Annotated in this window: 20 protein-coding genes; 15 read left to right on the top strand and 5 right to left on the bottom strand. The window is 68.7% G+C overall.

Features of this window, described 5'->3' with window-relative positions:
* Positions 1-16 precede the first annotated feature (16 nt).
* The 7 genes from pcaF (at position 17) to SCI24_RS02935 (ending at position 7,280) form a co-directional block, all read left to right on the top strand.
* Positions 17-1,219, top strand: a complete 1,203-nt coding sequence (gene pcaF / locus SCI24_RS02965; protein ID WP_318723918.1) for a 3-oxoadipyl-CoA thiolase — start codon at positions 17-19, stop codon at positions 1,217-1,219.
* A gap of 72 nt (positions 1,220-1,291) precedes the next feature.
* Positions 1,292-2,122 (top strand): 3-keto-5-aminohexanoate cleavage protein, encoded by an 831-nt coding sequence (locus SCI24_RS02960; protein WP_318723917.1) that lies wholly within the window; start codon positions 1,292-1,294, stop codon positions 2,120-2,122.
* A gap of 103 nt (positions 2,123-2,225) precedes the next feature.
* On the top strand, positions 2,226-3,419 hold the full coding sequence (locus SCI24_RS02955; protein WP_318723916.1) for an alpha/beta fold hydrolase: 1,194 nt from the start codon (positions 2,226-2,228) through the stop codon (positions 3,417-3,419).
* Positions 3,420-3,558: 139 nt separating this feature from the next.
* Positions 3,559-4,764 (top strand): CynX/NimT family MFS transporter, encoded by a 1,206-nt coding sequence (locus SCI24_RS02950; protein ID WP_318723915.1) that lies wholly within the window; start codon positions 3,559-3,561, stop codon positions 4,762-4,764.
* Entirely contained in the window at positions 4,765-5,691 is a 927-nt protein-coding gene (pcaQ, locus tag SCI24_RS02945; protein ID WP_318723914.1) for a pca operon transcription factor PcaQ, read from the top strand.
* A 103-nt stretch (positions 5,692-5,794) separates the two neighbouring features.
* On the top strand, positions 5,795-6,529 hold the full coding sequence (gene pcaH, locus SCI24_RS02940; RefSeq protein WP_412928903.1) for a protocatechuate 3,4-dioxygenase subunit beta: 735 nt from the start codon (positions 5,795-5,797) through the stop codon (positions 6,527-6,529).
* A 58-nt stretch (positions 6,530-6,587) separates the two neighbouring features.
* Positions 6,588-7,280, top strand: a complete 693-nt coding sequence (locus tag SCI24_RS02935) for a protocatechuate 3,4-dioxygenase subunit alpha (protein WP_318723913.1) — start codon at positions 6,588-6,590, stop codon at positions 7,278-7,280.
* Positions 7,281-7,394: 114 nt separating this feature from the next.
* On the opposite strand, the gene SCI24_RS02930 is transcribed toward SCI24_RS02935, so the two are convergent.
* The gene (locus SCI24_RS02930; protein ID WP_318723912.1) at positions 7,395-9,104 is read right to left on the bottom strand and encodes a sigma 54-interacting transcriptional regulator; all 1,710 of its coding nucleotides are present in this window, start codon (positions 9,102-9,104) and stop codon (positions 7,395-7,397) included.
* A 347-nt stretch (positions 9,105-9,451) separates the two neighbouring features.
* Between SCI24_RS02930 and SCI24_RS02925 the strand changes: the two genes are divergently transcribed.
* The 6 genes from SCI24_RS02925 to SCI24_RS02900 all read left to right on the top strand — a co-directional run bounded on the left by SCI24_RS02925 (position 9,452) and on the right by SCI24_RS02900 (position 15,646).
* A complete protein-coding gene (locus SCI24_RS02925) occupies positions 9,452-9,841 on the top strand; it encodes a cytochrome c (protein ID WP_318723911.1) in 390 nt (129 codons plus the stop codon).
* Between the two features lie 4 nt (positions 9,842-9,845).
* Positions 9,846-10,391, top strand: coding sequence for a hypothetical protein (locus SCI24_RS02920; RefSeq protein WP_318723910.1), 546 nt, complete (start codon positions 9,846-9,848; stop codon positions 10,389-10,391).
* A gap of 31 nt (positions 10,392-10,422) precedes the next feature.
* On the top strand, positions 10,423-11,973 hold the full coding sequence (locus tag SCI24_RS02915) for an FAD-binding oxidoreductase (RefSeq protein ID WP_318723909.1): 1,551 nt from the start codon (positions 10,423-10,425) through the stop codon (positions 11,971-11,973).
* Between the two features lie 35 nt (positions 11,974-12,008).
* Complete coding sequence (locus SCI24_RS02910) at positions 12,009-13,475, top strand: aldehyde dehydrogenase family protein (RefSeq protein ID WP_318723908.1); 1,467 nt, start codon at positions 12,009-12,011, stop codon at positions 13,473-13,475.
* A gap of 69 nt (positions 13,476-13,544) precedes the next feature.
* Positions 13,545-14,453, top strand: a complete 909-nt coding sequence (locus tag SCI24_RS02905; RefSeq protein ID WP_318723907.1) for a transporter — start codon at positions 13,545-13,547, stop codon at positions 14,451-14,453.
* A 104-nt stretch (positions 14,454-14,557) separates the two neighbouring features.
* Positions 14,558-15,646, top strand: coding sequence for an NAD(P)-dependent alcohol dehydrogenase (locus SCI24_RS02900; protein ID WP_318723906.1), 1,089 nt, complete (start codon positions 14,558-14,560; stop codon positions 15,644-15,646).
* Positions 15,647-15,779: 133 nt separating this feature from the next.
* Here SCI24_RS02900 and SCI24_RS02895 read toward each other — a convergent pair whose 3' ends face one another.
* The 3 genes from SCI24_RS02895 to SCI24_RS02885 are packed head-to-tail and all read right to left on the bottom strand — an operon-like array spanning position 15,780 to position 18,761.
* Positions 15,780-17,078, bottom strand: a complete 1,299-nt coding sequence (locus SCI24_RS02895) for an amidohydrolase (RefSeq protein WP_318723905.1) — start codon at positions 17,076-17,078, stop codon at positions 15,780-15,782.
* 17 nt (positions 17,079-17,095) lie between these two features.
* The gene (locus SCI24_RS02890) at positions 17,096-18,556 is read right to left on the bottom strand and encodes a sodium:solute symporter family protein (RefSeq protein ID WP_318723904.1); all 1,461 of its coding nucleotides are present in this window, start codon (positions 18,554-18,556) and stop codon (positions 17,096-17,098) included.
* Entirely contained in the window at positions 18,549-18,761 is a 213-nt protein-coding gene (locus tag SCI24_RS02885; RefSeq protein ID WP_318723903.1) for a hypothetical protein, read from the bottom strand. Before SCI24_RS02885 ends, SCI24_RS02890 begins: the two co-directional genes overlap by 8 nt.
* Before the next feature lie 158 nt (positions 18,762-18,919).
* Here SCI24_RS02885 and SCI24_RS02880 point away from each other — a divergent pair, with 158 nt between their 5' ends.
* Together SCI24_RS02880 and SCI24_RS02875 are read left to right on the top strand one after the other, a co-directional pair.
* Positions 18,920-19,843, top strand: coding sequence for a LysR family transcriptional regulator (locus SCI24_RS02880; protein WP_318723902.1), 924 nt, complete (start codon positions 18,920-18,922; stop codon positions 19,841-19,843).
* 39 nt (positions 19,844-19,882) lie between these two features.
* Positions 19,883-20,698, top strand: a complete 816-nt coding sequence (locus SCI24_RS02875) for a M48 family metallopeptidase (protein ID WP_318723901.1) — start codon at positions 19,883-19,885, stop codon at positions 20,696-20,698.
* 55 nt (positions 20,699-20,753) lie between these two features.
* Here SCI24_RS02875 and SCI24_RS02870 read toward each other — a convergent pair whose 3' ends face one another.
* The gene (locus SCI24_RS02870) at positions 20,754-21,659 is read right to left on the bottom strand and encodes a LysR family transcriptional regulator (protein WP_318723900.1); all 906 of its coding nucleotides are present in this window, start codon (positions 21,657-21,659) and stop codon (positions 20,754-20,756) included.
* Between the last annotated feature and the right edge of the window lie 140 nt (positions 21,660-21,799).

The raw sequence follows: 21,799 nt of genomic DNA, 5'->3' as shown, positions 1-21,799 counted from the left end.
CGAACAGGAGAACACCATGACCGACGTCTTTCTCTGCCATCCGCGGCGCAGCGCCGTGGGCCGCTTCGGCGGTACGCTTTCCAGCGTGCGCCCCGACGACCTGGCGGCCAGCATCTTCAAGTCGGTGCTGGCCCAGGCCCCCGGGCTCGACCCGGCGGCGATCGAAGAGGTCTTCATGGGCTGTGCCAACCAGGCCGGCGAGGACAACCGTAACGTGGCGCGCATGTCGGCGCTGCTGGCGGGCCTGCCGACCTCCGTGCCCGGCACCACCATGAACCGCCTGTGCGGCTCCGGGATGGACGCGGTGGGCACCGCCTTTCGCGCCATCCGTGCCGGCGAGATGGACCTGGCCCTCGCCGGCGGCGTGGAGTCCATGTCCCGTGCGCCCTACGTGATGGGCAAGGCCGACAGCGCCTTCTCCCGCGGCCAGAAGATCGAGGACACCACCATCGGCTGGCGCTTCATCAACCCGCAGATGAAGAAGGCCTACGGCGTGGAATCCATGCCCGAGACCGCCGAGAACGTGGCCGAGCAGTTCAGGATTTCCCGCGAGGACCAGGACGCCTTCGCCCTGCGCTCGCAGCAGAAGGCCGCCGCCGCCCAGAAGGCCGGCCGCTTCGCCGAGGAGATCACCGCCATCGAGATCCCGCGTCGCAAGCAGGCGCCGCTGGTCTTCGACCAGGACGAGCACCTGCGCGAGACCACGCTCGAGAAGCTCGCCGGCCTGCCCACGCCCTTCCGCGAGGGCGGCAGCGTCACCGCCGGCAACGCCTCGGGGGTCAACGATGGCGCCGCCGCCATGCTGGTGGCAAGCGCCGCCGCGGTCGAGCAGCACGGTCTCACGCCCATGGCGAAGATCCTCGGCATGGCCACCGCCGGGGTCGAGCCGCGCATCATGGGGGTTGGCCCGGTGCCCGCAGTCAACCGCCTGCTCGAGCGTACCGGCGTGTCGCTCGACGAGATCGACGTCATCGAGCTCAACGAGGCCTTCGCCGCCCAGGCCCTGGCCTGCATGCGCGACCTCGGCCTCGAGGACGACGACCCGCGGGTCAACCCCAATGGCGGCGCCATCGCCCTGGGCCACCCGCTGGGCATGTCCGGGGCGCGCCTGCTGCTGACCGCCGCCCACGAGCTGCAGAAGAGCGGCAAGCGCTACGCCCTGTGCACCATGTGCGTGGGCGTGGGGCAGGGTATCGCCACCCTGATCGAGCGGGCGTAAGCGCCCGCGACACCCCCCTCGAGATTCCTTCCTATCCTCCACAACAGCCCCTGGGCATAACGCGAGGTTCCCATGTCAAATCCCTGTATTATCTGTGTTGCCATCACCGGCAGCCTGCCACGCAAAGAGAACAACCCGGCGGTTCCGATCACCATCGAGGAGCAGATCGAGAGCACCCAGGCGGCCTTCGAGGCCGGGGCGACCATTGCGCACTGCCATGTCCGCAACGAGGATCAGACCCCGACCTCGGACCCCGAGAAGTTTGCTCGCCTTCTGGAAGGACTGCGCAAGCACTGCCCGGGCATGATCGTCCAGCTCTCCACCGGCGGCCGCTCCGGTGCCGACCGTGAGCGCGGCGGCATGCTACCCCTGAAGCCCGACATGGCCAGCCTGTCGGTGGGATCCAACAACTTCCCCACGCGCGTCTACGAGAATTCCCCCGACCTGGTGGACTGGCTCGCCTCCGAGATGCTGACTTATGACATCAAGCCCGAGATCGAGGCCTTTGACCTGTCGCATATCCATCAGGCGGTGAACCTGATGAAGCAGGGCAAGATCAAGGCGCCGCTGTACGTCCAGTTCGTGATGGGCGTGAAGAACGCCATGCCGGCCGACAAGCCGACCTTTGACTTCTACATCGAGACCCTCGAGCGACTGGCGCCGGGTTCCCAGTGGTGCGGGGCCGGGGTCGGTGCCAACCAGCTCAAGCTCAACGAGTGGTCGATCGCCGCCGGCGGCCACACGCGCACCGGCCTCGAGGACAACGTCCGCTGGGACAAGGATAGCCTGGCCCCCTCGAATGCCGCCCTGGTCGAGCGGGTGGCGGCGCTTTGCGAGAAGCACGAGCGCCCGGTGGCTACCTGGCAACAGGCTCGCGAGATCCTGGGGCTCGAGGCTGTCTGACGACTCGCCACCGGGTCCATGTCGGGGGCCACTGACCGGCGGTCAGGACCGCCGTCGAGGGGACAACATTGAATTTTGACGTTAGGCGTCAGGAGAGACTTCCATGGCATTTCTGAACATCAACGGCCGCAGCGTGGCCTATCGCCTGCTCGGCGCCGAGGCCAACCCTCTGGTGATGCTGGCCCACCCGCTGGGCATGAGCCAGGCGGTGTGGGACGACGTGCTGCCGGCGCTGCTGCCGCGCTACCGCGTGCTGACCTGGGACCTGCCCGGCCACGGCGCCAGCCAGGCCTGGGGCGAGGGGGCGATCGCCCCGGCCGATCTGGCCGCCGAGGCCCTCGCCCTGGCCGACCACGCCGGCGGCGGCCGCTTCCACTTCGCCGGCACCTCCATCGGCGGCGTGGTGGGCCAGCAGCTGGTCAGCGAGCATGCCGAGCGGCTGCTCTCCGCCACCCTGACCAACACCGGGGCGGTGATCGGTACTCCTGAGCTGTGGAACACCCGCGCCGGCCGCGTGCGCCAGGAGGGCCTGGCGGCGATGTCCGAGGAGATCGTGCCGCGCTGGTTCGCCCCGGCCTGCTTCGAGGCCGAGCCGGCCCTGAAGGCGGGCTGGTGCACCCAGATGGGCCGCGGCGACGATGACTCCTACGCCAAGCTCTGCGAGATGCTGGGGCGCGACACCTTCACGGGCAAGCTCTCCGGCCCTCTTTCTGAAAACCCGGGCGTCAAGGTGCAGCTCTTCGGCGGCAGCGAGGACCTGGCGACCCCGCCGGCGACCCTGGAGGCCCTGGCGGCCGAGTGCGACGGCGCGCCCCTCGAGATCCTCGAGGGCGTCGGCCATGTGCCCTCCGTGGAGGTGCCGGCCCTGTTCGCCGAGAAGCTTCAGGCGGTGATGGCGGCGGACCTGGGCGACGTGGCCAACCAGGGCGTGGCCTACGCCACCGGCCTGGCGACCCGCAAGCAGGTGCTGGGCGAGGAGCACGTGGCGCGCTCCACCGCGAACGCCACCCGCCTGGATGCACCCTTCCAGCAGATGATCACCCGCCTGGCCTGGGGCGAGCTGTGGAGCAACGACGACCTGACCCGTCGCGAGCGCAGCATGATCACCACCGGCATCCTCGCCGCCCTGGGTCGCGAGGAGCTGACCCTGCACCTCAAGACCGCCAGGCGCATCGGCCTCTCCGAGGCGGAGCTGCGCCAGGTGCTGATGCATGTGGCCATCTATGGCGGCGTGCCGGCGGCCAACCATGCCTTCTCGCTGGCCAAGGAGCTGGGCTGGGGTGGGGAGAAGGACTGATCGGCCACGCGACTATCTGTTAGGGCGCTAATATGGTGTCCGATATGGCACGATACGAAGCCGGCCCGAGTGCCGGCTTCGTCCTTTTCACGGCGGGCCGAGGGGCCATCAGCATCGAGGGCAGTCAAGGAGGATCCGGATGAGCGGTGAGACGGCGACGATGGACGCGTCGGGCCAGTGGCGCCGGGCCCTGCTGGCCTATGGCCTGCTGTGGTGCCTGGGGCTCTACCTGCGCCTGACGGTGCTGGTGGTGCCGCCGCTGATCCCGCAGCTCAAGGCGGTGCTGGGCTTCACCAGCGGCGAGGTCGCCATCGCCACCAGCCTGCCGCTGGTCACCCTGGCCTTGGGCGGGCTGGCCGCCGGCTGGCTGCTGGCGCGGGTCGGGGTGCTTCCCGGCATGCTGCTGGGGCTGGCGGTGATGGCAGGGGGCAGTGCGCTGCGCAGCCTGCCGGAGGGCTTCCTGGCGATGATGGCGGCCACCGTGATCATGGGGGTGGGTATCGCCTTCATGCAGGCGGCCATGCCGGTGCTGGCCAAGCTCTGGGCGCCGGGGCGTGTGGGCCGCGCCTCGGCGATCTACACCAATGGCTTGCTGGTGGGCGAACTGCTGGCCGCCGGGGCCACCGCTCCCCTGGTGGCCATCTGGCTGGGCGAGCAGTGGCAGTGGGCCTTCGCCCTCTGGGTGGCGCCGGTCCCGCTGCTGATGCTGGCCCTGGCCGCCGGCAGTCGCCGGTTGCCGGCCACCGGGCGGGGCTCCTCCAGCGCCGAGCTGGTGCTCCCGGATCGCCGTGATGCCCGCATGTGGCGCCTGGTGACGCTGCTCGGCGCCGCCGCGTCGCTCTACTTCACCGGCAATGTCTTCCTGCCGCCGCTGCTCGAGGAGAGCGGGCGGCTGGCGCTGCTCTCGCCCAGCCTGACGGCCCTCAACGGTGCCCAGATGCTCTCCTCGATGCTGCTGGTCCTCTATGCCGACCGGCTGATGGGGCGGCACCGTCCGCTGGTCGCCATCACGGCCCTGGCCCTGCTGGCGCTGCCGCTGATGCTCTGGCTGCCGGGGCAGCACGTGGTCTGGGCCGCGGGGCTGTTCGGCTTCTTCACCAGCGCGCTGTTCATCTTCGTGCTGGCGCTACCCGCCTGGCTGGTGCGCGTCGAGGCGCTGCCGCGGCTGATGGGCGGCATGCTCTTCTTCGGCTATCTTCTGGTCTTCGTCATCACCGTGGTAGGAGGCGGGCTCTATGACCTCTCGGGGGTCGTGGCGCTGGCCTTCCTGCCGACCCTGGCGATCAGCCTGGCGGCCATGGCCAGCATCCGCCGGCTGCTCGCTTCCCGCCAAGCGGAGGCCTGAATGCTCAATGCCCGCATCAAGCTGCGCCACCTCCAGGCCTTCCTGGAGGTGGCGCGCCAGCGCAGCTTCGCGCGTGCCGCCGAGCGCCTGGCGATCACCCAGCCGGGCATGTCCAAGACCATCAAGGAACTCGAGGAGATCCTCGGCACCGCGCTCTTCGAGCGGACCTCCCGGGGGGTGGCGCTCACCCAGGCCGGCCTGACCCTGCTGCGCCACGCCGGACCGGCGATCCGCGCCCTGGAAGAGGGCGTCAGCGCGCTGGGCGAGGCACATGCCGCGGTGCGCTGGCTCAGGGTGGGGGCGCTCTCCACGGTGGAGAGCCGCCTGCTGCCCGAGGCGATCCGGCGCTGGCAGCAGGCCGAGGCCGGCGAGGCCGGTGTCAACGTGTTGACCGGGCCCAGCGCCTTCCTGCTCTCCCGGCTGCGCCGGGGGGAGCTGGACCTGGTGGTGGGGCGCATGACCGAGGCCCGCGAGATCCGCGACCTGGCCTTCGAGCACCTCTATTACGAGCGCCTTGTCCTGGTGGTGCGGGCAGGGCACCCGCTGGCCGGGGTCGAGCCCCTCGAGCCTCACCGCCTGGGGGACTATCCCTGGGTGCTGCCACCGCCCCGGACCACGCTGCGCCAGCAGGTCGACAGCTTCTGCGTGCGCCACTCGCTGCGCCTGCCGGGGCGTCAGCTGGAGACCCTGTCGCTGCCGTTGAGCCACCGCTACACCCTGGAGAGCGACGCCGTCTGGGTGGCGCCGGAAGAAGCGGTGCGCGACGCCCTGCACGACGGCCGGCTGGCCGAGCTGGCCCTGGCACTGGAGCAGCAGGGCGGCTCGGTGGGGCTCTGCACCAACGCCAGCCTGGAGCCGTCACTGGCCCTGGAGGGGTTCTGCGAGACGCTGAGGGAGGTGGCGGCGGGCCTGGTGGGCGGCAGGTAAGGCATAACCCCTGGGTTATGCGAGGCGGTGAAGACGTCAATTGGCAGGCCTGCGACAGGGCGCCACACTGGCCGAGATCCATCACCCCTGGAGACGAATCGATATGCAGGACGAGAGCAAGCGCTTCGTGGAGCGCGATCGCAACTGGCATCCGCCGGCCTATGCACCCGGCTACAAGACCTCCGTGGCCCGCTCCCCGCGCCAGGCGCTGGTCAGCATGCAGCATGCCACCGCCTCCGAGCTCACCGGCCCGGCGTTCCGTGGCCTGCGCATGGGCCCCCACGACAACGATCTGCTGCTCAACTTTCGCCAGGATCCGAGCCAGGGCCAGGGGCTGCCGGTGGGGGAGCGCATCATCATGTTCGGTCGCGTGGTGGACCAGTTCGGCAAGCCAGTGCCGCATACCCTGGTGGAGATGTGGCAGGCCAACGCCGGCGGCCGCTATCGTCACCGCAACGACAACTACCTCGCCCCGCTGGACCCGAACTTCGGCGGCGTGGGCCGCTGCCTGACCGACGAGGCAGGCTGGTACCGCTTCCGCACCATCAAGCCGGGCCCCTATCCCTGGCCCAATGACGTGAACAGCTGGCGTCCCTCCCACATCCACGTCTCGGTGATGGGCCCGGCGATCTCCACCCGCCTGATCACCCAGATGTACTTCGAGGGCGACCCGCTGATCCCGCTGTGCCCCATCGTCAACACCCTCAAGGACCCCGACGCCGTCGAGACCATGGTCGGTCGCCTGGACATGGCCCGCAGCCGGCCCATGGACTGCCTGGCCTACCGCTTCGACCTGGTCGTGCGCGGTGAACTGCAGACCTATTTCGAAAACCAGTAACCGGTTTGAAAACCAGTGATCGGTTCGATAACCAGTGACAGGACGGGGTAACCAGACCATGAAACAGCCCAATTCCCAGCCCGCCAGCGAGCTGATGCTGCGCGAGACCGCCTCCCAGACCGCCGGGCCCTACGTCCACATCGGCCTGGCCCTGGCCGCGGCCGGCAACCCGATCCGCGACGAGGAGATCTGGAACGAGATGGCCAGACCCGAGGCCGAGGGCGAGCACATCGAGATCGTCGGTACCGTGATCGACGGCAACGGCGACCTGGTACGTGACGCCTTCCTCGAGGCCTGGCAGGCGGACAGCAAGGGTGTCTACCAGCGCGAGTATGACCTCGAGAAGCCGTTCAACAGCTTCGGGCGCACCGCCACCACCTTCGAGCATGGCAGCGAGTGGACCCTCAGGACCGTCAAGCCGGGTCGCGTGCGGGTGGATGGCATCGACGAGGCGCACGGTGCCATCGACGACAAGGAGAACGACCTGGCGAGTGCCCGCAGCGCCCTGCTGATGGCTCCGCATATCAACCTGAGTCTCTTCGCCCGCGGCATCAATATCCACCTCCAGACCCGCCTCTACTTCGAGGATGAGGCCGAGGCGAATGCCGAATGTCCGGTGCTCTCGCGCATCGAGTCGCCGGCCCGCCGCCAGACCCTGATCGCCCGGCGCGAGGAGGTCGACGGCAAGGTGCGCTATCGTTTCGACATTCGCCTGCAGGGCGAGGGCGAGACGGTCTTCTTCGATTTCTAGACGCTTCGAGGTCTGACCGGCGCTCACTCCAGCGCAAGGCCCCGCCATCCCCCTCGGGCTGGCGGGGCCTTCTGCGTTGCCGGGGTGATCCCCTCGCTGCCCTACGGCCTGGCCCTACCGCATGCCGTGCTTCTTGAGCCGGTAGGCATAGGCGGCGCGGGTCATGCCCAGCCGGCGGGCGGCAGCGGTGATGTTGCCGTCGCTGTCGGCCTGGGCCGTCTCGAGCATGGTGCGCTCGACCTCTTCCAGGGTCATGCCGGCCTCGATCAGCGCACGGACCCGCTCCCGCGGTGACGCCTCGACGGGCGCGCCACCCGGCGAGGCGGTGAGCATGCCCGAGGCATCGAGCCCCTGGCCCTTCTCGCGCGCCAGGGTGGGGACCCGATAGTCACCGAACAGCGCCTTCTCGGTGATGCGCTTGTGGTCGGCGGTGAGGATCACCCCCCGCTCGACGCTGTTCTTGAGCTCGCGGATGTTGCCCGGCCAGCGGTACTGGCTCAAGGCCGAGCGGGCCTGGTCGGAGAAGCCCAGGGTGCGGCGCTGGTAGTGGTGCTCGAAGCGTGACAGGAAGTGTTCCGCCAGGGCGGCGATGTCCTCGCGTCGCTCGCGAAGGGGCGGCACGGTGAGGGTGAAGGCGTTCAGGCGGTAGAAGAGGTCCTGGCGGAAGCTGCCCTCCTCGACGCGTCGCAGCAGGTCGGTATGGGTGGCGGCCACGATGCGCACATCCACGTCCCGTACCGCCTGGGCGCCGACCCGCTCGATCTGCTGCTCCTGCAGCACCCGCAGCAGGGCGGCCTGGGCACGCGGCGAGAGCTCCGCGAGCTCGTCCAGGAACAGGGTGCCGCCGTCGGCCCGCTCGAAGCGTCCCATCCGCGACTGCACGGCGCCCGTGTAGGCCCCCTTCTCGACGCCGAACAGTTCCGACTCGATCAGCTCCGGCGGGATGGCCGCACAGTTGACGGCGATGAAGGGGCCCTCGGCGCGATGGCTCTGGTCGTGCAGGCGCCGGGCCAGGATCTCCTTGCCGGTGCCGGTCTCGCCCAGCAGCAGCACCGGCACCTCGGAGGGCGCCGCGCTGTCGAGCATGGCGAGCATCCTCTGGAAGGCCGGCGTCGAGCCGATGGGCGCCCAGTCCTCCTGGCCGCGGGTGCGGGCCAGGTCCCCCTCCAGGGTGGCGATGCGCGCCTGCAGCTCGTAGAGCTCATCGATCAGGGGCTCCTCGCGGAAGTGCTCGGCGAAGGCCTCATGGTCCGGCCACTCCTCGGCCAGCTTGCCGACGATGCGGCACTCGGCATCCCCGCAGCCGCGGCAGCTGACCTCGCGGAACTGCACCTCGCGGCCCAGCAGGTGGCTGGCATAGGCGCAGGCGTACCCCAGCAGGGTCCAGCAGACGGGCTCGGCCTGGGGCCCTCGCGGGCGCCAGACATCGACCTCGAAGGAGCCCTTCCAGATGAACTCGCTGTAGAACCGGTCGTTCTCCAGGTCCATCTCCAGGTGCACCGGCACCGCCTGGACATGGCCCTGCAGGGCGTGCAACTGGGGGCCGGCCAGGTAGCTCTCCTCCAGTGCCTGGTCGTCTCCCCTGAGTGACCTGCCGAGCTCCGCATCCATCAGTCCCGAGTGGTAGCCCAGCCGCATGAAGAGCCCGCGGGCGCGCTCCATGCCCAGGGTGGTCACCAGCTCGTTGCGGAAGAAGGACGAGGCCGCCAGCGGCATCAGCAGCATGCGTTGCTCGCCGAGCCAGATCTGGCCTTCCTCCGGCAGGAAACGCAGGGCATCCATGAGGTCGCGGGCACTGGGGTAGTCGGGGGGTGAGGCGGACATGACGTCTTCCAGCTGTCTCGGATCAAGGCAAGAGGATATCACCCCCCGCCCCGAGGAGAGGGGGAACGGGCTATTCTGAGGAAGTGAGGCCTTCATCATTTGCTCAGGGGCTCATCAAATGGTTGAGCCATAGAATCGAACAGGTGTCCGCAATCCGGACATTTCGGTTCCTGGAGACTCGCCTAGTGCCCTGATGACAAGGGTTTTTCCGATAACGGCACGGTTTTTGACAGCTAATTGGCGTGGAGCCCGATGCTAACCTCTTGATTTATACCAAAGTCTAAGACGCTGGTGTCGGTGTGCTCCGAAGGCGACATGCCCTTGACGAACAGACGGGTGACACTGACATGCACAACACAACAACGGTGCCCTGCCGGCACCTCCCCTCGCTCAGACACATGCCCCTTGCCCTGCTCGCGGCCCTGCTGCTGCCGGTGGCAGCCTCGGCAGCCCCCGACAGCGAGTCGGACGTTCGCGACCCCGCCGAGGTCTACCGCCAGGTCTGTGCCCACTGCCACGCCCCGGACAAGGCCGTCGGCCCCGAGATCACCATCGCCTTCCCCGAGGCGGCCTGGGAGGCCCGCGGCAACTATATCCGGATGACCGTGCGCAACGGCCGAGCCGCCATGCCGGCCTTCCGTGCGGCCAAGATCAGCGACCCCGAGCTGGAGGCCCTGATCCAGGCCCTGGTGCGCGGTGACCTGGACGACGCGCCCGCCCAGGGCGGCGAGGAGTGACGCCATGAACCTGACACGTCGACAGCTGCTGAAGAACGGCCTGCTGCTGGGCTCCGCGGTGCCGCTCTCCCTGGGCGCCGCCTGGGCCGCGGAGCGCGGGCTCGCTGATGCACCGGTGCATGGCCCGGTCCGCCTCTACGGCGCCGACCGCTCGACCACCGAGCTGGGGCTTGGGCTGCGCCAGCAGGGGTGGGCACCGCGCTACGAGGGGCGCCTCGACCCGCTGGCACTCAACGCCCTGCCTGCCGGCGCCCTGGCGACGGGCTTCACCGACGAGGCGGGCCTGGTGCTGCTGACCAGCCTGCTGGCCGGGCGAGGCCGTATCCTGGCGCTTGGCCGCCACGAGGCGGGACGCCACCAGCTGCTGAGCCATCGCGGCCCGGTCGCGGCGCCGCTGGCGGTAGAGGCCGGCAGCTGGCAGGCCGCCCTGGGACGCGAGTATGCCCGACTGGCCCTGGCCGGCAGCACCGCCCGCCATGCCCGGCAGTTCACGCGCGCCGCCAGCGAGGCCGTGAATGCCCGTGAGCTGAGCTTCCTGGTTCGGCTCTGAGCCCCCATCACAACAATCGAGAGACCCATCCATGAGCACGACACAGCGCATTCTTCCCAAGGGCGTGAGTGAGGCGGACTTCGATGCCGCCCTGGCCCGTTTCCGCGAGATCCTCGGCGCCGACAGCGTCCTGACCGAGAGCGACCAGCTCGCGCCCTATACCAAGATCATGATGGCCGGCGACGACGCGGACTACATCCCCTCGGCGGCCCTGCTGCCCACCACCACCGAGCAGGTGCAGGGGATCGTGCGCACCTGCAACGAGTACAAGGTGCCGATCTGGACCATCTCCACTGGCAAGAACCTGGGCTACGGCTCCGCCGCCCCGGGGGAGACCGGCCAGGTGATGCTCGACATGCACCGCATGAACCGGATCCTCGACGTGGATGCCGAGGTCTGCACGGCGCTGCTCGAGCCCGGCGTGACCTACCAGCAGCTCTACGACTACATCAAGAAGCACGACCTCAAGCTGTGGCTCGACCCCCCGGCCCCCTCGGCGATCGCAGGACCGGTGGGCAATACCCTGGACCGCGGCGTGGGCTATACCCCCTATGGCGAGCACTTCATGTTCCAGTGCGGCATGGAGGTGGTGCTGGCCAACGGCGAAGTGGTGCGCACCGGCATGGGGGGCATCGAGAACTCCAGCTCCTGGCAGGTCTTCAAGTGGGGCTATGGCCCCTACATCGATGGCCTCTTCACCCAGTCCAACTTCGGCATCGTCACCAAGATGGGCCTCTGGCTGATGCCGGAGCCGCCCGCCTATCGTCCCTTCCTGATCCAGTACCAGGATCCCGAGGACATCGAGGAGATCGTCGATGTGCTGCGCCCGCTGCGCATCGCCCAGATCATCCCCAACGCCGTGGTCATCGTGCATACCCTCTGGGACGCGGGCACCCACGTGGTGCGCAAGGCGTACTACGACGGCAGCGACTCCATCCCGCGGGAGGCCATCGAGCGCATCAAGGCCGATGAAGGCATCGGCGAGTGGAACGTCTATGCGGCGCTCTACGGCACCCCGGAGCAGATCGAGGTCAACTGGAAGATCGTCGAGCAGGCCTTCGGGGCGAGCGGCAAGGCGAAGATCATGTACGGCGAGGAGGCCGAGAAGCGCGGCGGCGGTTTCGAGTATCGCTCGGCGCTGATGAAGGGCGACATGAACCTGCAGGAGTTCGGCCTCTACAACTGGCGTGGGGGCGGTGGCTCCATGTGGTTCGCCCCGGTCTCCCAGGCCAAGGGCAGCGAGACCAGGGACCAGACCGAGCTGGCCCAGCAGATCCTCGGCAAGTACGGCTTCGACTATGTCGCCGAGTACATCGTCGGCTGGCGCGACATGCACCACGTCATCGACCTGCTCTACAACCGCCAGGACCCGGAGGAGACCCGGCGTGCCCATGACTGCTTCGCCGAGCTGATCGACGAGTTCGCCAAGCGCGGCTACGGGCTCTACCGCACCAATACCGAGTTCATGGAGCAGGTCGCCGGCACCTTCGGCGAGCCGCTGCGCGAGGTGCACAGGACCCTCAAGAATGCCCTGGACCCCAACGGCATCCTGTCGCCCGGCAAGTCCGGCATTCGCCAGTGACCCTCGGCCCGCGATATCCCACAGGAGAGTGACCCATGAGTACCGCATACCGCGATTTCCATCTCCAGCCCATCGCCGGCGAGTGGCGCGAGGGCGGCAGCGAACGCCGTGCCGAGGTGACCAACCCCTATGACGGCAGCGCGCTGCTCGATATCCGCCTGGCGGATCGCAGTGACCTGGATGCCGCCTTCCTGGCGGCCGAGAAGGCCCAGGTCGAGTGGGCGGCGACCCCGCCCGCCGAGCGCAGCGCCCTGCTGCAGCGGGTGGTGGAGATCTTCGACGCCCGCAAGGAGGAGATCATCGACTGGCTGATCCGCGAGTCGGGCAGCACCCGCCTCAAGGCCAACGTCGAGTGGGGCGCGGCCCGCGGCATCACCCAGGAGGCCGCCAGCATGCCGGGCCGTGTGCATGGCATGACGCTCGCCTCCAACGTGCCGGGCAAGGAGAACCGCGTCTATCGCAAGCCGCTGGGCGTGGTGGGGGTGATCAGCCCCTGGAACTTCCCGCTGCACCTCTCCCAGCGCTCCATCGCCCCGGCGCTGGCGCTGGGCAACGCCGTGGTGGTCAAGCCGGCCAGCGACACCCCGGTCACCGGCGGCCTGCTGCTGGCCAGGATCTTCGAGGAGGCCGGGTTGCCCGAGGGGCTGCTCAGCGTGGTGGTGGGTGCCGGCAGCGAGATCGGCGACGCCTTCGTGGAGCACCGCGTGCCGCGGATGGTCTCCTTCACCGGCTCGACCCCGGTGGGGCGGCGCATCGGCGGGATCTGCAGCGGTGGCGAGCACATCAAGAAGGTGGCCCTGGAGCTGGGCGGCAACAGCCCCTTCGTGGTGCTTGACGATGCCGACCTCGACCAGGCGGTGAACGCCGCGGCCATGGGCAAGTTCCTGCACCAGGGCCAGATCTGCATGGCGATCAACCGCATCATCGTCGACGAGCGCCGCTATGACGACTTCGTCGCGCGCTTCGTGGAGAAGGTCAAGGGGCTCCGGGTCGGCGACCCGAATGACATGGAAACGGTGATCGGGCCAATCATCAACGCCAGGCAGCGCGAGGGCCTGGAGGCCAAGATCGCCACGGCCCGGCAGGAGGGCGCGACCGTCCTGCTTGACGGCGAGATCGACGGCCAGCTGGTACCGCCCCACGTGTTCGGCGACGTCACCCCGGAGATGGAGATCAGTCGCGAGGAGATCTTCGGTCCGCTGGTGGGCATCCAGAAGGCCCGCGACGAGGCCCATGCCCTGACGCTTGCCAATGCCAGCGAGTATGGGCTCTCGAGCGCGGTGTTCACCGCCGACCTGGCGCGAGGCACACGCTTCGCCCAGGGCATCAAGGCGGGCATGACACACGTCAACGACATGCCGGTCAACGACGAGGCCCACGTGCCCTTCGGCGGCGAGAAGAACTCTGGCCTGGGCCGCTTCAACGGCGACTGGGCCATCGAGGAGTTCACCACCGACCAGTGGATCAGCGTCCAGCATTCGCCGCGCGCCTACCCCTTCTAAGCACGACCGACGGCCCTGCCACCCCTCCCCAGGGGTGGCAGGGCGAGCCAACAAGAGAGACAACACCCGATGAAGTATCCGACAACCGTCTGGCTGGCCGCCCTGGGCGCCAGCCTCCTTGCCACGCCCGCTCTTGCCGTCAATGGCCACTACCCTCCCGGCATCGAGGGGCTGAGCGCGGCGGCTGTGCCGCCGGAAGGCCTCTACTACCGGGGCTACCTGCTCCACTACGACGTCGACAACTTCAACGACAGCTCGGGCACTGCAGTGCCGGGTGACAATAGTGGCACTGTGACGGCACTGGCCCATCGCCTGATCTGGATCACCGACAAGACGTTCCTGGGGGCCGACTACGGGGTCGAGGCGATCGTGCCGATGCTCGACATCGAGCTCGACCTCGATGTCGCCGGCGGCCAGCGCTTCGAGGACGACGGCCTCGGCGACGTCTTCGTCGGCCCGCTGATCCTCGGCTGGCACGGCGATCAGTGGGACGCTACCTTCGCCGCCGGCCACTGGTTCGACACCGCCGATTTCGAGGCCGACAACCCGGCCTCGGTGGGCAAGGGCTACGGTAGCACCATGCTGACCCTGGGTGGCGTCTGGCACCTCGATGCCGAGCGGCGCTGGAACGTCTCGGCACTGTCGCGCTACGAGATCAAGACCGAGCAGGATGACACCGGCATCACGCCGGGAGACAGCTGGCTGGTGGAGTGGGGCATCGGCCATCGCCTGGAGAACGGCCTGGAGCTCGGCCTGGTGGGCTATGACGCCTGGCAGCTGGAGGCCGATGACGGCGCGCCGACCAGCGCCAAGGCCGAGCGTCATGCCATCGGTGCCGAGGCGGGCTACCTCTGGCCCACGGCCGGGGTGATGCTCAAGGCCGCCGCCTACCACGAGTACGACGCCAGTGCCGGTGGCCTGAAGGGCCTGGAGAGCGAGGGTGACGCCCTGCGCCTGCAACTGACCAAGTTCCTGTGAGCCGTCCCCGGCCGTCACGCCGTCGGCGGGGGGGGCATCACCGGAGCGTTACCATCCCCGCTCGGCCACCGGCCGGGCGGGGCCTTCTAGGAAGGAGATGATCCATGCAGATTCAAGCGGCCGTGACCCCGGCGCAGGGGAGTGACTTCGCGTGGCAGGCGGTGGAGCTCGCCGAGCCCGCCCTGGGCGAGGTGCGGGTGCGTATCGTGGCGACGGGTGTCTGCCATACCGATGCCGTGGCCAGGGACCTCGGCATCGCGCCCTTTCCCATCGTGCTGGGCCACGAGGGCGCCGGGGTGGTCGAGGCCCTCGGCGAGGGCGTGACGGGGCTCGCGGTGGGCGATCACGTGGTGCTGTCGTTTGCCCACTGCGGCAGCTGTGGCCACTGCCTGACCGGCCATCCCACCGTCTGCGACACCTTCAACGAGCTCAACTTCGGCGGCGCCATGGACGACGGCGGCCACCGCCTGGCCCGTGACGGTGAGGCGCTGGCGACCTTCTTCGGCCAGTCGTCGTTCGCCACTCATGCCGTGGTCAGCGCCCGCAACGCGGTGAAGGTGGACCCCGAGGTGGACCTGGCGCTGCTCGGCCCGCTGGGCTGTGGCATCCAGACCGGGGCCGGCACCGTGCTCAACCGGCTCAAGCCCGACTTCGGCACGAGCCTCGTGGTCTACGGCTGCGGCGCGGTGGGGCTCTCCGCCATCATGGCGGCAAGCATCGCCGGTTGCCGGCACATCATCGCGGTGGATGTCCATGACAGCCGCCTCGAGTTGGCCCGGGAACTGGGTGCCACCCATGCCCTCAACGGCAAGCACGAAGCCGTGGTCGAACGTATCCGGGAGATCACCGGCGGCGGCAGCGAGTTCGCGGTGGAGACCACCGGGGTGCCGGCGGTGGTGCGCCAGTCGCTGCAGGCGCTGCGTCCGCTGGGCGTCTCGGCGATCGTCGGCGTGACGCCCGAGGTGACCCTCGACGTGCACCAGGACCTGATGGCCGAGGGCAAGTCGATGATCGGGGTGATCGAGGGCGACTCCGTGCCGCGGGTCTTCATCCCGCAGCTGGTGGCCTACTACAAGGCGGGGCGCTTCCCCTTCGACCGGCTGGTGAAGTTCTATGCGCCGGAGCAGATCAATCAGGCCTTCGAGGACTCGAAGAACGGCACCACCGTCAAGCCGGTGCTGAAGATCGACTGACCCGCCGAGACCTGGTGGCAGGCGCCGCGCGACCGCCACGGCCGGTGCCCGACAGCCCACCCGCAACGAAGGGGGCGGCATCCAGGGATGCCGCCCCCTTTCCGTTCTGCCGGGCGTCGCCGTCCGAGCGAGGCTACCCCAGGTAGGCCAGCGCCCCGGCGGCCATGGCCTCGATGCCGGTGCGCAGCGTGACCTCGTTGCCCGGGAAGTAGTAGGGCGAGTGGGGCATCTCCAGGTGGCGCATCTTCTCCGCCACGCCGTTGCCCGGCGTGGCCTGCCAGCGCTCCTCGGGGGTCGCCCCGATGAACCAGTAGACGTAGGGGATATCCTCGCCGCCGAAGCCGCCGGCCTCGGCGCTGCCGAAGAACGGGAAGTCCTCGCTGCCGTTGAGGCGCGGCATGGCGTAGAGGTTGGCCTCGCCGAAGTGCGCGCCGTGGGCGCTGCGCACATGCTCCACCGCCGTGGCATCGTTGTGCAGCGCGATGGTCTCGTTGAGCACGCGGAATTCCGGCGGCTTCGGCGAGCGGCCGGCTTCGCACTCGGCCTGGATGATGCGCTCGATGGACGCCACCACCTGGCGGTGGAGGGCGTCGTCGAAGCTACGGATGTTGATCTCGAGCTCGGCGGAGTGCGGGATGATGTTGGCCTGGGTGCCGGCATGCAGCTTGCCGACGGTGACCACTACGGTCTCCTCCGGCGGCACCTCGCGGGAGACGATGGTCTGCAGGCGCGTGACCACATGGGCGGCAATCACCACCGGGTCCACCGTCTGGGCCGGCATGGAGCCGTGGCCGCCGGCGCCGTGGATCATCACCGACAGGTTCGTGCAGGCGGCCATGGTGCCGCCGGCACGATGGCCGACGGTGCCGGCGAGGGCCGGCATGTTGTGCTGGCCGAGGATCACGTCGGGCCGGGCGAAGCGTTCGTAGAGGCCATCATCGAGCATGGCCCTGGCCCCGCCGAAGATCTCCTCGGCCGGCTGGCAGATCAGCATCAGGGTGCCGGACCAGTGTTCCTTCAGCCCCGCCATCACCGCGGCGGTGCCCACCACGCAGCTGCTGTGCAGGTCGTGGCCGCAGGCATGCATCAGCGGGACCGTGCCGTTCTCGGTCTCCGCCGTGCGCGTGCTGGCGTAGTCCAGGCCGGTCTCCTCCTTGATCGGCAGGGCGTCCATGTCGCCGCGCAGCATCACCGTGGGGCCCTCGCCGTTGCGCAGCAGCGCCACCACGCCGGTGCCGCCCACGCCACGGGTCACCTCAAGGCCGAGCTGTTCCAGTGCCTCGGCCAGGCGGGCACTGGTGGCGTGCTCCTGGAAAGGCAGCTCGGGATACTGATGGAGCTGGCGATAGAGCGCCTGGACCGTCTCGAAGGCCGCGTCGGTCTGGGCGCCGATCGCCTCTTTCAGGTCGGGATCTTGGGCGTGCATGGTCATGAGAGTCTCCGTATCCATCAAGAAGGTTGGCGGGCCGCGGACGGGTCCTGGGAGGCCGGCTGGCTGAAGTGCTGGCTGACGGCAACGACGAGGAGGTTGAGCAGGATCGCCCAGACCCCGGCATGCCAGCCCAGCGGGGAGCTCCAGATGAACTCCATCAGCAGATAGGCCAGGCTGCCGACCAGGGCACCAAGCATCACGCTGGCGCGGCGCAGGCGCGGGAAGAACAGTGCGCCGATCACCATCGGGAACAGCTGGACGAGCAGGCCATAGGCCCCGAGCAGCAGCATGACCAGCGAGGCGGGGTTGATCAGCGCAAAGAGATAGGCGGTCAGCGACAGCCCGAGCACGCTCCAGCGGGTGGCAGATACCGAGGCCTTCTCGCTGGCCCCCTTCATCACCGTGGGGCCGAAGACATCGCGCACCAGCACCACGGCCGCGGTATGGGCCAGGTTGGCCCCGGTGGACATGGCGGCCGCCAGCGCGCCGGAGAGCATCAGGCCGATGACCCAGGGCGAGAAGTTGGCCACATCCATCACCATGCGCAGCAGCACGGTATCGGCACGCGCCAGGGGCTCATCGGCGAACACCAGGATGCCGGCGAAGCCGATGAACAGCAGCGGTACCAGCAGGTAGGCGTAGAGCGGATAGAAGACACTGACCTTGCGCAGGGACTTGCCGCTGTCCGCCGAGTAGAACTTCATGAACAGGTGCGGCCACATGGCGCCGCCGAAGGCGCTGACCAGCACGGCGGTACTGAAGTAGCCCCAGCTCATGTCGGTGGCGCCCGGCATGGTCAGGTATTCGGGGGCGGCCTGCTGGAGCTGGGCAAACATCTCGCCGACGCCGCCATAGAGGCGTTCGGGAATGGTAAGGCCGAGGAACCAGGCGATGGCGATCATCATGATGCCCTGCATCAGGTTGGTCCAGCCGATGCCGCTCAGGCCGCTGGCGAACACATAGGCGGCCACCACCAGGAAGGCCAGCAGGGCCCCCAGCCAGAAGGGTACCAGGCCATCGGTGGCCGCCTGGAACAGCAGGCCGGCCCCGGCGATCTGGATGGTCAGGTAGGGCACCAATGCCAGCACGCCGATGACCCCGGCCAGGATACCGAGCGGCTTGCTGCGGTAGTGGTCGGCGATCATGTCGCCCTGGGTGAGATAGCCGCGCTCGCGTCCCAGCTTCGCCACCCGCGGACCCAGGGCCCAGATGGTGATCGGTACCAGCGACAGGTAGGCGAGGATATAGAAGCCCGGCGAGCCATGCTGGTAGGCCCAGCCCGGCGCACCGAGGAAGGCGAAGGCGGAGAAGATCTCGGCCCCGAGGATGAAGAAGAGGATCACCACGCCCACGTGCCGGCCGCCGGCGACATAGCCCTCCAGGCTGGAGCTTTCCTGGTTGCGCGCCCGCAGGCCGACCCACAGCACCGCGGCGAGATAGACCAGCGTGATGCCGACCACGATCACTGAATCACTCATGACGGCCACCCCCGTGACGGACGACGAAGGCGACCCACATGCCGGCGAAGAGCACCAGCATCCACAGGATGTACCAGAAGAACAGGAAGGGCAGGCCCAGCACGATGGGCTCGATGCGGTTGGCGATCAGGGCGCCGGGCCAGATCATGGCCAGGGTGCACACCGCGAAGTGCAGCCCCGTGAGGAGGTGATAGGTCTTGTTCATGGAGGGAGTCCAGCTCGCACACGGCGAGACGTGTTATGGGTTGTCCCGAGACTATGAAACGCCTTGTGCGATAGAAAAAATATAGCTTTGGCATTGTTGACATGCCGTATTGATATGGATAGAGTCGGAGGCACCCTTTATCTGTCGGCGAGGCAACCATGGAATTCCGCCAACTCAGCTATTTCATTGCCGTTGCGGAGACCGGCTCCATCTCCGCGGCCAGCCGCCAGGTGCACGTCGCCCAGCCGGCGCTGACCCGGCAGGTTAGACTATTGGAGGAGGACCTGGGCACCCGACTGCTGGAGCGTCATGCTCGTGGGGTCAGCCTGACGGTGGCCGGCCAGGCGCTCTTTGAGGAGGCCGTCCAGCTGCTCGACAGGCGCACCCGGATCCGGACGCGACTCTCGGCGCTGGGCCAGGGGCTGATCGGCAAGGTCAGCCTGGGGGTCACGGTGACTCACCTGTGGGTGCCGGAAGTGGCAGCGCTGCTGAGGCGCTATCGCGATCGCTATGCCAAGGTCGCCTTCGAGGTCTTCCCGCTGCTGTCGGGCCCCCAGCTGGAGCGGCTGCGGGAGGGTAGCCTGGATGCCGGCATCCTCTACCTGGACAGTGCCGAACAGCCCGGCCTCGAGACCCGCCTGCTGCAGCACGACCACCTGATGCTCGCCGTACCCGAGGCCTCGCGCTGGTCGGCCTCGCCGCCGTGCCGGCTGGCAGAACTGGCGGATGCCGACTTCGTATGGGGCTTTCGCAGCGTCTCACCGGTCTACTACGATCGGGTGATGGCCCACTTCGCCCGCCTCGAGTTTGAGCCGAGGGTGGTGCAGTACGGCGCCGACAACATCACCATCCTGAGCATGGTGGCCGCCGGCCTGGGGATCGCCATCGTGCCCTCGGCCAGCAGCGCCCACCCCATGCCGGGCGTGCGCTTCCTGCATCTGGAGGAACTCACCGCCTGCGATATGCCGCTATGGCTGGCCTGGCGGTCGAGCAACGACTCGCCGGCCCTCCACAACCTGGTCGGCCTGGTCGACAAGGTGTTCGGGGAGGGGGGCGTTTCCTCCCCGGGCCAGGCGGGCTAGGCTGGCCTGCCTGGTATGACAGACGAGAAGGATGACGCGATGCGCCTGCGCTGCCGATTGCGCCTGTCATTGATGATTCCGTTCGTGCTGCCCCTGGTCCTGCTGGCAGGCTGCGAGGAGACGCCGACCGGGCGCTCCCAGCTGGCCCTGGTGCCTGACACCCTGATGGTGCAGATGGGCGGGGATGCCTTCGACCAGCTGCGTCGCCGCCAGCCGGTGTCCCGCGATGCGGCCGTCAACCGCCGGGTTCAGTGCGTGGCCCGGGCGGTGGTGGCCGCTGCCGAGGCGCGCTACCCGGCCGCCGACCGGCCCGGGGCCTGGGAGGTGGTGGTCTTCGAGGATCCCTCCCCCAACGCCTTCGCCCTGCCGGGGGGACGCATCGGCGTGCATACCGGCCTCTTGCGGGTGGCCGAGACCCCGGCCCAGCTGGCGGCGGTGATCGGGCACGAGGTGGGCCATGTGCTGGCCGACCACGGAAACGAGCGTCTCACCCAGCAGCTCGGCATCAAGGCCGTGCTGCTGCTGGTGGGTTTTTTCGGGGAGGGGGAGCTGGGCCAGCAGCAGCTGATGCAGGCCCTGGGTCTCGGCGCCCGGCTCGGCATCAGCCTGCCGTTCAGCCGCGCCCACGAGGAGGAGGCCGACCTGATGGGCCTGGCGATCATGGCGCGGGCGGGGTTCGACCCACAAGAGAGCGTGGCTCTGTGGCGCAATATGGCGAAAGTCGGCGGTGGCCAGCCGCCCGAGTTCCTCTCCACCCACCCGGCCCACGGCTCGCGCATCGAGGCACTTCAAGACGCCATGGAAGCGGCCGAAGCAGCCTATCGCGCCACCACCCCGGCCGATTGCACCGGCTAGGCGGGGCGGGCCTGTCCGGGACGACGGCCGTGTGGCACAGGCATCACCGGTCGCGTCACTCGGCGAACATCTCGAACAGCAGGCCGCGCAGCCAGCGGTTGCCGGCATCCTGATGGAAGCGGCGGTGCCAGAAGACCTTGATGGGGATCTCGGGGAAGGGCAGGGGATGCTCGCGCATCGTCAGCGCGAAGCGCTCGTGCGTCACCTCGGCCAGCTTGTCGGTGACCGTCACCACCAGGTCGGTGTGGCTGATGATATAGGGCACGGCGGCGAAGTGGGGAAGCTCGAGGCGGACCGGCCGGGTGACCCCGCCCCTGGCCAGGGACTCCTCGACGATGCCGTGCCCGGTGCCACGGGCCACCACCACGGCATGGCGGGCCACGACGAAGTCGTCCAGGCCGAAGTCGCCGCCCGCCAGGGGGTGGTCGCGGCGCATCAGGCAGACATAGCGCTGCACGAAGAGCCCCTGCTGGTAGAAGCCGGCGCCGAGCTGGGGGATCAGGCCGATCGCCAGGTCGATCCGGCCATCCTCCATCTCCCGCTTCAGGTCGTCGTTCTGGCTGCGTACGGTGCTCAGCCGGATGCCGGGCGCCTGCTCGGCCAGGCGCTGCAGCAGGCGGGGCAGGAAAACGATCTCGCCGATGTCGGTCATGGCGATGTTGAAGGTGCGCTCGCTGACGGCGGGGTCGAAGTCGTCCGGCCGGTTGAGGGCTTCCTGCAGATGGGCCAGGGCCTGGGCCACCGGTGGGTGCAGCCGGCTGGCCAGCGGGGTCGGCATCAGGCCCCGGGAGGTGCGCTCGAAGAGCTCGTCGCCCAGCAGCTTGCGCAGCCGTTTCAGGGCATGGCTCACCGCCGGCTGGGTAAGCCCGAGGCGCAGGGCCACGCGCTGGGTGTTCTGCTCCTGGTAGAGCAGGTCGAAGACCACCAGCAGGTTGGTGTCGATCTCCGAGAGCCGGATCATGGGTGCTTCCCGCGGCCCGAGCGAGCCGGCAGGGCGCGTCGCCGGGCATGGGACAAAGGTCTATGCCGCTCCCAGGAAAGGCTGGCAAGTGATTGATCCATCTGCTTATTCGCGTCGCTTATGCGGTGAATGAAGGTGGC

The sequence above is a fragment of the Halomonas sp. genome, from assembly GCF_033549285.1.
Taxonomy (GTDB): Bacteria; Pseudomonadota; Gammaproteobacteria; order Pseudomonadales; family Halomonadaceae; genus Halomonas.
Note: the sequence above shows the minus strand (reverse complement) of the source record. Positions and strands in the feature narration are given on the sequence as shown.